This is a genomic window from Corynebacterium xerosis NBRC 16721 = ATCC 373 (genome assembly GCF_001552415.1).
GTDB classification, from domain to species: Bacteria; Actinomycetota; Actinomycetes; order Mycobacteriales; family Mycobacteriaceae; genus Corynebacterium; species Corynebacterium xerosis.
In genome coordinates this window covers 87,819-100,486 of record NZ_BCRD01000007.1, presented here as the reverse complement: position 1 = coordinate 100,486, position 12,668 = coordinate 87,819, and the positions used below count along the sequence as shown (strand labels likewise).

General features: G+C 68.6%; 11 protein-coding genes. 5 read left to right on the top strand and 6 right to left on the bottom strand.

The genetic code is table 11. The features are described from left to right. Positions 1-138 precede the first annotated feature (138 nt). Positions 139-720, top strand: a complete 582-nt coding sequence (locus CX1_RS11025; RefSeq protein ID WP_046651551.1) for an adenine phosphoribosyltransferase — start codon at positions 139-141, stop codon at positions 718-720. Next, positions 713-2,974 carry a RelA/SpoT family protein gene (locus CX1_RS11020; protein WP_082719320.1) on the top strand — a complete coding sequence of 754 codons (2,262 nt, stop codon included), beginning with the start codon at positions 713-715 and terminating at the stop codon, positions 2,972-2,974. Before CX1_RS11025 ends, CX1_RS11020 begins: the two co-directional genes overlap by 8 nt. A gap of 127 nt (positions 2,975-3,101) precedes the next feature. On the opposite strand, the gene CX1_RS11015 is transcribed toward CX1_RS11020, so the two are convergent. Then, complete coding sequence (locus tag CX1_RS11015; RefSeq protein WP_113569992.1) at positions 3,102-3,938, bottom strand: peptidylprolyl isomerase; 837 nt, start codon at positions 3,936-3,938, stop codon at positions 3,102-3,104. A 162-nt stretch (positions 3,939-4,100) separates the two neighbouring features. Between CX1_RS11015 and CX1_RS11010 the strand changes: the two genes are divergently transcribed. Then, complete coding sequence (locus tag CX1_RS11010) at positions 4,101-4,784, top strand: MBL fold metallo-hydrolase (RefSeq protein ID WP_046651549.1); 684 nt, start codon at positions 4,101-4,103, stop codon at positions 4,782-4,784. A 10-nt stretch (positions 4,785-4,794) separates the two neighbouring features. After that, a complete protein-coding gene (hisS, locus tag CX1_RS11005; RefSeq protein WP_046651548.1) occupies positions 4,795-6,081 on the top strand; it encodes a histidine--tRNA ligase in 1,287 nt (428 codons plus the stop codon). A gap of 6 nt (positions 6,082-6,087) precedes the next feature. Here hisS and CX1_RS11000 read toward each other — a convergent pair whose 3' ends face one another. Genes CX1_RS11000 through CX1_RS10980 form a run of 5 tightly spaced genes read right to left on the bottom strand, consistent with a single transcriptional unit; the run spans position 6,088 to position 10,806 of the window. Beyond that, positions 6,088-7,518, bottom strand: coding sequence for an L-serine ammonia-lyase (locus CX1_RS11000; RefSeq protein WP_060925677.1), 1,431 nt, complete (start codon positions 7,516-7,518; stop codon positions 6,088-6,090). 35 nt (positions 7,519-7,553) lie between these two features. After that, on the bottom strand, positions 7,554-8,120 hold the full coding sequence (locus tag CX1_RS10995) for a transglutaminase-like domain-containing protein (RefSeq protein ID WP_046651547.1): 567 nt from the start codon (positions 8,118-8,120) through the stop codon (positions 7,554-7,556). A 2-nt stretch (positions 8,121-8,122) separates the two neighbouring features. Next, entirely contained in the window at positions 8,123-9,001 is an 879-nt protein-coding gene (locus CX1_RS10990; protein ID WP_046651546.1) for a VOC family protein, read from the bottom strand. A 10-nt stretch (positions 9,002-9,011) separates the two neighbouring features. Then, a complete protein-coding gene (locus CX1_RS10985) occupies positions 9,012-9,668 on the bottom strand; it encodes a CE1759 family FMN reductase (RefSeq protein ID WP_060925676.1) in 657 nt (218 codons plus the stop codon). 19 nt (positions 9,669-9,687) lie between these two features. Then, the gene (locus CX1_RS10980) at positions 9,688-10,806 is read right to left on the bottom strand and encodes an LLM class flavin-dependent oxidoreductase (RefSeq protein WP_046651545.1); all 1,119 of its coding nucleotides are present in this window, start codon (positions 10,804-10,806) and stop codon (positions 9,688-9,690) included. A 408-nt stretch (positions 10,807-11,214) separates the two neighbouring features. Between CX1_RS10980 and CX1_RS10975 the strand changes: the two genes are divergently transcribed. Continuing rightward, positions 11,215-12,663, top strand: coding sequence for an HNH endonuclease signature motif containing protein (locus CX1_RS10975; protein WP_052753374.1), 1,449 nt, complete (start codon positions 11,215-11,217; stop codon positions 12,661-12,663). Positions 12,664-12,668: the final 5 nt, after the last annotated feature.

The following is a 12,668-nucleotide window of genomic DNA, read 5'->3' as shown; positions in this document are numbered from 1 at the left end:
CGCGGGAAGCTCACCGGCTTCCCGCGCGGGCCGATGGCTTTTGCAGTCACGGGACGTGGAAAGATGAGGGTAACGTTGTCCCGACAACGCAATTTTTGCATCCGTCATGCTCCCGTTTCCCTGAAAGCGAGGATCCCCGTGGCATATGAGAACGCGCGGGCCGCACTGGACGACCTGATTCGCCTGGTGCCCGATTTCCCGACCGCCGGCGTCCTTTTCGAGGACCTGACACCGGTGCTCGCGGATCCCGAGGGATTCCGCCTCATCGTCGACGAGGTCGCGGAGGCGTGCACCGAATTCGGTGCGGACGTGATCGGTGGCCTGGACGCCCGCGGTTTCCTCATCGGCTCGGCGGTGGCCTACCGCATGGAGCTCGGCGTGCTGGCGGTGCGCAAGAAGGGCAAGCTGCCCCCGCCGGTGCACACCGAGTCCTATGACCTGGAATACGGGTCCGCGGCGCTGGAGATTCCGGCGTCGGGTCTGGATCTGCGGGGCAAGCGGGTCGTCCTGGTCGACGACGTGCTGGCCACCGGCGGCACCATGGCCGCGGCCCGGGCGCTGCTGGAGAAGTGCGGCGCCGAGGTCACCGGCCTCTGCGCCGTGCTGGAGGTGCCGGGCCTGGGCGGACGCGAGAAGCTGTCGGATCTGCCTCTCTACGTGGTCAACGGCGCCGATTCGACCGGCTCCGCCGACTCCGCCGATGGGGCGGAGAATGGCTGAACGGTCGCCGCGCCGCTACGGCGCCCGCCTGGCCCGCAGCCTGACCGGCGCTCGGACGAAGGTCAATCCGGTCCTGGATCCGCTGGTGGCCATCCACCGGGAGGTCCATCCGCGCGCCGACCTGTCGCAGCTGCAGAGGGCCTACGACGTCGCGGAGAAGCTCCACGAGGGCGTCAAGCGAAAGTCGGGGGAGCCGTACATCACCCATCCGCTGGCCGTGGCGACCATCGCCGCGGAGATCGGCATGGACACCACGACGCTGGTCGCGGCGCTGCTCCACGACACGGTGGAGGACACCGACTATTCGCTCGATGACCTGACCGGCGATTTCGGCCCGGAGGTCGCGCGGCTGGTCGACGGCGTGACCAAGCTGGACAAGGTCGCCCTGGGTTCGGCCGCAGAGGGCGAGACCGTGCGCAAGATGGTCGTGGCCATGAGCCAGGACCCGCGCGTGCTGGTGATCAAGGTCTGCGACCGCCTGCACAACATGCGCACCATGCGCTTCTTGCCGCCGGAGAAGCAGGCGAAGAAGGCCCGCGAGACCCTCGAGGTCATCGCCCCGCTGGCGCACCGCCTGGGCATGGCCAGCGTCAAGTGGGAGCTGGAGGACCTGTCCTTCGCCATCCTGTACCCGAAGAAGTACGACGAGATCGTGCGCCTGGTCGCCGACCGTGCGCCGCAGCGCGACCGCTACCTGAAGCAGGTCTCCGACGAGATCACCGCCGATCTGCGCTCCGCCCACATCGAGGCGACCGTCATGGGCCGGCCGAAGCACTATTGGTCGATCTACCAGAAGATGATCGTGCGCGGCCACGAGTTCGACGAGATCTTCGACCTGGTGGGCATCCGCGTCCTGGTCGACACCACCAAGGATTGTTACGCCGCCATGGGCGCGGTGCATTCGCTGTACCAGCCGATGCCGGGCCGCTTCAAGGACTACATCTCGGCCCCGCGCTTCGGCGTGTACCAGTCGCTGCACACCACGGTGATCGGCCCGGGCGGCAATGCGCTGGAGGTGCAGATCCGCACCCACGAGATGCACTACAACGCCGAATACGGCATTGCTGCGCATTGGCGGTACAAAGAGACCAAGGGCTCGCACAAGGGCGACGCCGCCGAGGTCGACCAGATGGCGTGGATGCGCCAGCTCCTGGATTGGCAGCGCGAGGCCGCCGACCCCAACGAGTTCCTGGATTCGCTGCGCTACGACCTCGCGTCGAACGAGATTTTCGTGTTCACGCCGAAGGGCGACGTCATGACGTTGCCGGTCGACGCCACCCCGGTCGACTTCGCTTACGCGGTCCACACCGAGATCGGTCACCGCTGCATCGGCGCGAAGGTCAACGGCAAGCTCGTGGCCTTGGAGTCGGCGCTGAAGACCGGCGATCGCGTCGAGGTCTTCACCTCGAAGGACGCGCATTCCGGACCGTCGAAGGACTGGGCGGCGTTCGTGAAGTCCCCGCGGGCCAAGGCGAAGATCCGCCAGTGGTTCGCCAAGGAACGCCGAGAGGAGGCGCTCGACGCCGGCCGCGACGCCCTGGCCGCGGAGGTCCAGCGCGGTGGCCTGCCCATGCACCGCCTGTTCACGCCGCGGACGATGAAGCAGATCGCCTCCGAGCTGCATTACGCCGACGTCGACGCGCTGTACACGGCCATCGGCGAGGGCGCGGTGAGCGCCAAGCACGTCACCAACCGCCTGATGGCGCAGTTCTCCAGCCAGGACGACGCCGAGGACCAGCTGGCGGCCCGCACGCCGCTGTCGAAGCTGCAGGCCCCGGAGAAGCGCCGCCGCGCCGACGGCGCCGGCGTCCTGGTCGCCGGCTCGGCGGACATGATGGCCAAGCTCGCCAAGTGCTGCACCCCGGTGCCGGGCGACGAGATCTTCGGTTTCGTCACCCGCGGCGGCGGCGTCAGCGTGCACCGCACGGACTGCACGAATGCGGCGAAGCTCAAGGAGGAGCCGGAACGCCTCATCGACGTCGAGTGGGCCAGCGACTCCTCGGGCGCGGTCTTCACGGTCACCGTGCAGATCGAGGCCCTGGACCGCCACGGTCTGCTGTCGGAGATCACGCGCACCATCAGCGAGCAGAAGGTCTCCATCATCGCGACGTCCTCGCACACGGCGGAGGATCGCGTGGCCGTCATGCGCTTCACGTTCGAGGTTTCGGACATCAAGCAGCTCGGCTACATCATCTCGGTGCTGCGCGGCATCGAGGGTGTCTACGACGTCTTCCGCGTCACCAGCGGCGGGTAGGGCGCTTCACTCACGCATCTGTTCCGCACGCGATTGCTTTACGACGAAAACCGACCCCGCACAGTGATGTGCGGGGTCGGTGGCCGTCGTGAAGCGGGACTGGTTTACGGAAGTGGGAGACCGTGGCCTACGAGACCGTGGCGGACTCGATGCGGACCTCTTCGGCGGGCTTGCCGTCGGTCTGTCCGCCTTCGATGCCCTTCTCGCTGATTCCCTTGACCACGTCCAGTCCCTCCGGAGTCATGGTGCCCAGGATGGAGTAGTTCGGCTGGAGCTGGCCGGGGCCGTAGTTGAGGAAGAACTGCGAGCCATTTGTGTCAGGGCCGGAGTTGGCCATGGCGATGGAGCCCTCGGGGTAGATGACCGAGTCGGTCGGCTCGGACTCGTCGGCGGGGTACTCGTCGGCGAAGGTGAAGCCCGGGCCGCCGGCGCCGGAGCCCGTCGGGTCGCCGCACTGCAGGACGTTGAGGCGGCCGGTGGTCATGCGGTGGCAGACCGTGTCGTCGTAGTAGCCCTCCTTGGCCAGGTGCTCGATGGCGTTGACCGCGCAGGGGGACATGGAGCGGTCGAGCTCCATGGGGACGTCGCCGTTGTTGGTCTTGAGCGTGACCGTGACGGTGCCGGTGGTGGCGATGCCATCGGTCGGCGGGGTGGAGACGTCCTTGGCCGCTTCGCCGCCGCCGGCCGGGTACTCGCAGGTCACCGTGTCGGGCAGGGCCTCGGCGCGGGCCATGGCCAGCGGGGTCAGCTCGGGGCTGGTGGTTTCCGTCTCGCTGGCGGTGAGGTCGTCCTCGTCGTCGCCCATGGTGGTCAGGAACCAGATGCCGCCGACCAGGGCGACCAGGATGGCCAGCGTGGTGACGACGACGCCCAGCGGCTTGGCCTTCTCCGCGCGGTCGCGGCGGCCCAGCTCGCGCTCGAGATTCTTCATCGCCTCGCGGCGTCGCTGTTCGTTGCCCTGCACTGCTACCTCTTTCGCTGGCGTATCCGTTGGCGGTCGGCCGGTGTCCCGGCCGTCTGCCGTGACATTATGCCCTGCACGGGCGGCGGGGTGGTGCAGCGGGATCGGCGGGGCGAAGTAGTATGTTCGACGAAACGCTGCGCCGCCCTTTCCGATTGGAGCCCCATGGAGATCATCGGTTTCCCCGCCGGTCCGCTCGAGACCAACTGCTACGTCGCCACCGGCCATTCGATGGAGGCGGACGCCGCAGACGGCCCGATCCCCGTGGTCATCATCGATCCGGGCATGGACGCGCTGGGGCGGCTGAAGGCGGAGTGCGAGCAGCGCAACCTCGAGCCGGAGGCCGTGCTGCTGACCCACGGACACATCGACCACACCCGCGACGTCGGCGAGGTCTCGCGCGAGTGGGGGATCCCGGTGTACATCAGCCCGCACGATCGCTTCATGCTGGACAACCCGCTCATCGGCGCGGGCCTGAGCCTGGGCAAGATGTTCAACGTCGCCGAGATGGTGCCGCCGAGCGACATCCACGACCTCGACGACGGCGAGGAGGTCAAGTTCGCGGGCCTGGCCTTCGAGGTCATCCACGCGCCGGGGCATTCACCGGGCTGCGTCATGCTGCGCGCCCGCGACGGCGGCGACGAGATCGTGTTTTCCGGCGACGTGCTCTTCGCGGGCTCGATCGGGCGCACGGATCTGCCGGGCGCCGATCCGCAGGCGATGATGGACTCGCTGAAGAACCGCGTGCTCCCGCTTGACGACGACCTGGCCATCCTGCCCGGCCACGGCCCGACGTCGACGATCGGGCAGGAGAAGGCCCATAATCCGTTCCTCGCGCAGGTGAAGTAAGGTTGCCCGGGTGACCGAGCAGCAGAAGAAGCAGAAGATCCGACCCTTCACCGCCCCGAAGGGCGTGCCGGACTACGTGCCGCCGAACTCGCGCGCCTTCGAGGCAGTGCGCGGTTACCTGCAGCATCGCGCCCGCCTGGCCGGCTACGAGCACATCGAGCTGCCGGTGTTCGAGGACACGGGCCTGTTCGCCCGCGGCGTCGGCGAGTCCACGGATGTCGTGTCCAAGGAGATGTACACCTTCGCCGATCGCGGCGACCGCTCCGTGACGCTGCGCCCGGAGGGCACCGCCGGCGTCATGCGCGCCGTCATCGAGCACAACCTCGACCGCGGCCAGCTGCCGGTGAAGCTGTCCTACGCCGGCCCGTTCTTCCGCTACGAGCGCCCGCAGGCCGGCCGGTACCGCCAGCTGCAGCAGGTCGGCGTCGAGGCCATCGGCGTCGACGACCCGGCCCTGGACGCCGAGGTCGTGGCGCTGGCCGACGCGTCGTTCCGGGGCATCGGCCTGACGGGCCACCGCCTGGAGCTGACCTCGCTGGGCGACGATTCCTGCCGCCCTGAGTACCGCCGCAAGCTGCAGGATTTCCTCTTCGGCCTGCCGCTGGACGAGGAAACCCGCCGGCGCGCCGAGCTCAACCCGTTGCGCGTCCTCGACGACAAGCGCCCGGAGGTCAAGGAGATGACCGCCGACGCGCCGCTCATGCTCGACCACCTGTCGCCGGAATGCCGCACCCACTTCGAGACGGTCACCGGCCTCCTCGACGACATGGGCGTCGAGTACGTGATCAACCCGCGCATGGTCCGCGGCCTGGATTACTACACCAAGACCTGTTTCGAGTTCGTCCACGACGGCCTCGGCGCGCAGTCCGGCATCGGCGGCGGCGGCCGCTACGACGGCCTCATGGCGCAGCTCGGTGGCCAGGAACTCTCCGGCATCGGCTTCGGCCTCGGCGTCGACCGCGCCCTGCTGGCCCTGGAGACCGAAGGCAAGACCTTCGGCGACGAGCGCCGCGTCGACGTCTACGGCGTGGCCCTGGGCGAGGACGCCTCTCGCGCGATGGCGGTGCTCGTCGGCAAGCTCCGCAATGCGGGGATCAGCTCCGACATGTCCTACGGCGGCCGTGGCCTCAAGGGTGCGATGAAGGGCGCGGACCGTGCCGACGCCCGGTTTGCCCTGGTGCTCGGCGAGTCCGAGCTGGAGGCCGGCGAGGTCCAGCTCAAGGACTTGACCGCGCATGAGCAGCACGCGGTGGCGCTTGACGACGTCGTCGCCCAGCTGCAGGCGCGCCTTAGTTAGGGGAGCTCAGCACTCCGTCCGGTTGACGGGCATCTTCAGTTCGATGGCGAGACCCCCGGTGGAGGTCTCCTTGTACTTGGTCATCATGTCGCGGCCGGTGGCGGCCATGGTGCGCACGGCCTCGTCGAGCGTCACCGCGTGGTCGCCGTCGCCGAGCCGCGCCAGCCTCGCGGCGTTGATGGCCTGCACCGCTGCGACGGCGTTGCGCTCGATGCAGGGGATCTGCACCAGGCCCCCGACCGGATCGCACGTCAGCCCAAGATTGTGTTCGAGGGCGATTTCGGCGGCATTCTCCACCTGACGGGGCTCGCCGCCCATGACCTCGCACAGACCGGCCGCGGCCATCGCCGCCGCCGACCCGACCTCGCCCTGGCAGCCGACTTCGGCCCCGGAGATCGAGGCGTTCTCCTTGACCACGATGCCGATCGCGCCGGCCGCGAGCAGGAACCGCCGGGCGGCTTCGGGCGTGAACCCGACGACGTGGTCGAGCGCGTAGCGCATCACCGCCGGGATGATCCCCGCCGCACCGTTGGTCGGCGCCGTGACCACGCGTCCGCCGGCGGCATTCTCTTCATTGACCGCCAGCGCCCACAGATTCACCCATTCCATCGCCGACAGCGCGTCGGCGTGGGTGCCCTCGCCGTCGTCGGAGCGGATCTCGGTGAGCTGCCCGTGCAGGTCCGGGGCGCGCCGCCGCACCCCGAGGCCGCCGGGCAGGATGCCGCCGTTGACGTCGGCCGCGTCAATCCCGTTGTCCATGCACTCGCGCATGGTGCGCCACACGGCATCGAGATGCCTGGCGATGCCCACCGTCCCGCCATGCAGCGCGGCCTCATTGGCGGCCATCACGTCGGAGATGTCGAGCCCGTGGTCGCGGCATTGCGCCAGCAGTTCGTCGCCGGTGGTGAAGGGGTGGGGCACGTCTCCACCGCGGCCGGTGGTGGTGACGCCCGCGCCGAGTTCCCCCGCACCGTCGCCTCCCCGCAGCGCCGCCATGTCTTCGCCGGACAGGACGAAGCCGCCGCCGACGGAGAACCACTCCTGCGTGAACGCCTCGCCACCGGTGTGGGCGGTGAAGATCATCCCATTGGGGTGCCCCGCAATTTCCGAGGTGTCGAAGGTGATCCGGTAGGCCACGTCACCCATCGGCCCGGAGGCGATTCCCTCGGTGGGGACGTCGGCGCCGGGCAGCGGTTCGGCGTGCTGCGAGACCGTCGCCGGTTCGTGCCCGGCCAGCCCGAGGACCACCGCCCGATCCGTGCCGTGGCCCCGCCCGGTCGCCGCCAGTGAACCGCGCAGCTCCACGTGCACGAGGTCGGGTGGGGCGGCGTCGGCCAGCCCCCGCATGAACGCGGTGGCCGCGCGCATCGGGCCGACGGTGTGCGACGAGGACGGGCCTATGCCGATGCTGAACAGATCGACGACGCTGATGGTCATGCGGCCCACAGTACAAAGCGGCCGTTTCGGCGGCGTTACGGTTGCGTGGGCAATGGTCCGCCGGAGCGCAGCGCGGCGACGACCGCCGGCGAGGGGTCGGGGTGGATTTCCGGGAGGTTGCGCTCGAACGGCGGCTGCAGGGATCGGGTCTGCCACTCGTGGCCCGAGTGTCGGGCATCGCCGGCGGGGTAGCGGGGATCGAGCAGCAGCCAGCCGCCCGTCGCGGAGAGGTAGGGGGCCCAGACGGAAACGATGCCGTGGAGGACCGGGGCACCCGCGGGCCCGTCGACCTCCTGGTAGCGCAGCCCGGCGGGGATGCCGTTGGCCCGCAGCAGCGCCGCCAACAGGTGCGACTGGGAGAAGCAGTGGCCGACTCCCGCAGCGAGCGTCTCGGAGGCTGAGACTGCAATTGTTCCGGTGACGGCGTCCGTCGCGGAGGCGTCATCATCGACGTGCGCGATGCGGTCGCGGACATGGGCGAACGTCGCGGCGATGGTGGCGTCCGGGGTGTCGGCGCGTAGCTCGGCGGCCAACGCCGCCACGGCGGGATCATCGGCGTCGATGATCTCCGTGGCCGCGAGGAAGGAGTCGTCGGGGAGCATGGTCAGAACTCTTCCGCCTCGATCTTCTTCATGCCCATCAGCGTGCCGTAGGCGCCGGGGCGTGTCATGAGCTCGTCCATGTTCTCCGGGACGACCTGCCACGACACCCCGAACCGGTCCTTGCACCAGCCGCATTGCTCGGCGGCAGGATCGGAAGAGAGTTCATTCCACAGGCGATCGAGTTCGGCGCCGGGCTCGGCTTCGACGAGCAGGGAGATGCCCTCGTTGAACGTCGTGTCCTGCGGCACCGCCGAATCCATGGCGGCGAACCACTCGTCGGCGAGCCGGAAGTCGGTGAACATCACGGCGCCATGGTCGTATTCGACGAGGGCGCCGCGGGCGGAGGCGTCGATGACCGAGATCCAGAAATCCGTGGCCTCCCGGGCCTTGTCCTGGTTCGCTCCGCCGAACATGAACGACGGCGTCAGGAACGGGCGATCCTCGCCCGACGGATTCGTGAGCATGAGCTGCCACGTCACGCCGAAGCGATCCCGGATCCAGGCGTAGCGAGCGCTGTGGGGGTACTCGCCGAGCTCCATCATCACGCCCCCGCCGTCGACGAGCGCGTCGTGGACGGAATCGAGGTAAGCGGTGGCCTCGTCGACGCCGCCGTCGTACTGCGACGGATCGAAGTTGAGCAGGAAGCTGATGGAGTGGTTGGGCCGGAACTCCGGGCCGGCGTTGATCAGCGAAAGCCGCCGACCATGGATCTCGACGTCCACGGTCAGCGGCCTGCCCGCCATGTGGGCCTGGAAGTCGGGCAGGCCGTCTTCGGGGTAGGTGACGATCTTCGTGACCACCGCCTCCCGGAAGACGCCTGCGTAGAACTCGGCGGCCTCGAGGGCGGTGCCGTCGAACCAGATGTTCGGGATGATTCGCATGGCCCCGAATCTAGCCCAGGTGCCCCTTGAGCAGGTCGCCGAACGACGGCCCCGACGGCTCCTCCACGCCCGACCCCGAGCGGCGCGTCGAACCGGCCGCCAGACCGCCGACGCCCTGCGCCAGCACCAGATCGGCCAGCTCGCCGGCGGCGCGGGAGACGCGCGAGGTCAGGGGAGCGGTACCCTCCGTGAACGTCGCCGCGCCGAAATCGTCGGTGGCGGCGAACACGCCGGTCGGCGCGACCATGGCGCCCATGTAGGAAAACAGCGGGCGCAACGCGTGGTCGACCGCCAACGAGTGGCGGGCCGTGCCGGCGGTCGCGCCGAGGACGATGGGCACGGACCGCAGCGCGTCGTCGTCAAGCGAATCGACGAACATCTTGAACAGGCCCGAATACGAGGCCTTGAACACCGGCGTGACCGCGATGACCGCGTCCGCCGAGGCGACGGTGCGCCGCGCCTCGTCCAGGCGCTGCGAGGACAGGCCGCCGACCGTGAACGCGTCGGCCAGATCGCGGGCGAGGTCGCGGACCTCGATGACCTTCACCTCCGCCGACTCGCCGCGGGCCGTGATGGCGGCGACGGTGGCGTCGGAAAGCATGTCGGCCAGCTGCCGCGTCGACGACGGAGTCGACAAACCGGCCGTGATGACTGCGATGGTGCGCATCGGGCGCTCCTTTCCCGTTCTACTTGTCCTCGACGCGGCCCGGCTGCACCTTGTGGTGCGGGTGGTCGCGGTCGAGCTTGAGGGTGGCGTGGGTCGGCGGGTCGGAGGGCACGTGCTCCGGGCGGCGGGCCTCCATGCGGCGGCGGACCTCCGGGACGACCTCCTTGCCCAGGATCTCGATCTGCTCGAGAACGACCTCCAGCGGCAGGCCCGCGTGGTCCATGAGGAACAGCTGGCGCTGGTAATCGCCGACCCAATCGGCGAACTGCATGGTGCGCTCGACGACCTGCTCGACGGTGCCGACGGTCAGCGGCGTCATCTCGGTGAACTCCTCCAGCGTCGGGCCGTGGCCGTAGACCGGGGCGTTGTCGAAGTAGGGGCGGAAGAACTTCTTCGCCTTTTCCTCGGTGTCGCCGATGAAGACCTGGCCGCCGAGGCCCACGATCGCCTGGTCGGCCTGGCCGTGGCCGTACTGCTCGAAGCGGCGGCGGTAGATGCCCACCATTTTCGCCGTGTGCTCCTTGTTCCAGAAGATGTTGTTGTGGAAGAAGCCGTCGCCGTAAAACGCGGCCTGCTCGGCGATCTGCACGGAGCGGATCGAGCCGTGCCAGACGAACGGCGGGGTGTCGTCCAGCGGCCACGGGGTGGACACGTATCCCTGCAGCGGGGTGCGGAACTCGCCGGACCAGTTGACGGGGCGCTCGCGCCACAGGCGGCGCAGCAGGTGGTAGTTCTCCACGGCCAGCGGGATGCCCTGGCGGATGTCCTTGCCGAACCACGGGTAGACCGGGCCGGTGTTGCCGCGGCCCATCATGAGGTCGACGCGGCCGCCGGCCAGATGCTGCAGGAAGGCGAAGTCCTCGGCGATCTTCACCGGGTCGTTGGTGGTGATCAGCGTGGTGGCCGTCGACAGCTGCAGCTTCTCGGTCTTCGCCGCGATGTAGCCCAGGTGGGTCGTCGGGGAGGAGGGCACGAACGGCGGGTTGTGGTGCTCGCCGGTCGCGAAGACGTCGAGGCCGACTTCCTCGGCCTTCAGCGCCATCTGGGTCATGGCGTCGATGCGCTCGTGCTCGGTGGGGGTGGTGCCGTTGGTCGGGTCGGTGGTGACGTCGCCGATGGTGAAGATGCCGAACTGCATTGTTGCTCGCTCCTTGTTCCGGGGCCGGGGGGGGATCTTCCCGTCCCACTTTGGTGATATGTCAACAATAACGCTTGCGGGGCGATCGTGCAAGAGGCGGGTTCGGCGCGTCGCGTTCCGCGTTCTTGTTTTGCGACGGCCCGCGCATCCTCGTTCGGCCCTTTTGCGGGTGGCGCCGACGGGTGTGGACGTGGGGGCGTCGTCGGCGGTTCGCACATGGGTACGTCCACATCGATTACTGCCGTGGGCGATTCAGCTCGGGTCGCACGCTCATTCGATGTGGGGTATCATCGGTGGTGACGGCGGGGGAGTTTGGCAGCCGTCACCTCCCGCGGCGATGGGGTCCGGGGGAGTCCGTCGACAAGCTCTTGTGAACCTTCATTCGATCGAGCAAATCCGGGACCGACCATGGCGCACACTGACTGCACCGGCACCCACCACCGTGACGACGATCCACCCGATGGCCAGGACGATGGCCGTCACTTCGAGTTTCCCGACATCCGCTATGCCCACGAGGACCGGGGCGATCCGCTGTGCGCGGCCGGGTTGGAGCGCAATGCGCGCGATCTGGTCATCGCCGAAGCGGCGTGCCCCGAGTCCATGGCCGACGTCGAGCACCACTTGGCCACCTTGCATCCGCGGTTGGGCATCACCCGCAACGAGGGTTTCGCTTACTGCGATCTGGGCATCGCCCTGGAACGTCTGCCGAGATTGGCGGAGCTGCTGGAGGAGCGGCCGTTCCTGCCGATGTCGCACATGAAGGCAGTCGCCTCCGCCGTGTACTGCCTGGCCGATGATCATCTCGACGCGTTCTGCGACCGCCTTCTGCGGTACCTGGCGCCGAAGAGGCCGCGGCAGGCGCTGGTCGGGTGGCAATCGTTGTCGAGGCAGTTGTGCCACATCGTCGAGGTCCTCCAGCCGGAGGTCCGGCCGAAGGATCCGCCGGACGACTCCGAGCCGCCGGACCCCGCCGAGGATCGGCAGTTCAACGTCGACGATCGCTCGCCGACCCACACCAGTTTCAGGGCCACTCTGCGCGCGGACGAGGGCCGGGAGTTCCTCGACGGCCTCGACGCCATCGCCCGTGCCCACGGGTGCTCGCGGACCGAAGCGCTGATGCACTTGATCCGTTCGAAGACCCGGGTGCAGGTGGTGTTCAACGTCTACCGGGCGATCGACGGCGGGCGCGCGTGGATGTCGGGTCCGGGGTGGTTGTCCGGCCTGGCCACGGAGGAATGGACGAAGCGCGCCACGCACGTGCGCATGTCGTCCAACGGCAGCACCGACGGGTACGTGCCCACGGAGGCCATGGATGCGTTCATCGAAGGACGCGATGGGGTGTGCCGTTTCCCCGGTTGCTGCCGGCCGGCGCACCAGGACGATTCGGACCACGTGATGAACTTCGACAAGGAAGATCCGAGCGCGGGAGGCCCGACCAGCACCCCGAACCTGCACAAGTTGTGCCGGCGCCACCATAATCTGAAGACGTCGAAGCTGTGGGACGTGACCGCGTTTCCCGACGGGACGGAAGTGTGGACCAGCCGCGACGGGGAGCACACGTTCACCACGATGCCGGACGGGCCATTGGCGGGGTTCGGCCGCCAGACGTTCGATGCACGGTTGACGCGCAAGACGGCAGTGCTCCGGGAATTCAACGAAAGGCGGGAGGCGGCCGAGGAGGAGGCCCGGCGCATCACGGAAGAAGCCTTGGCTCGGCGCGAAGCCGAACTGGATGCCGCCATGGACATGTACGACGACCTCTACGGCCCCGATGCCACGCACCCCGACGCGAAACTGACCATGAAGGAGAAGCTGGAAAAGTACCCGGACGTGCCGCCGTTCGGCTCGATGCTGTGAGCGGC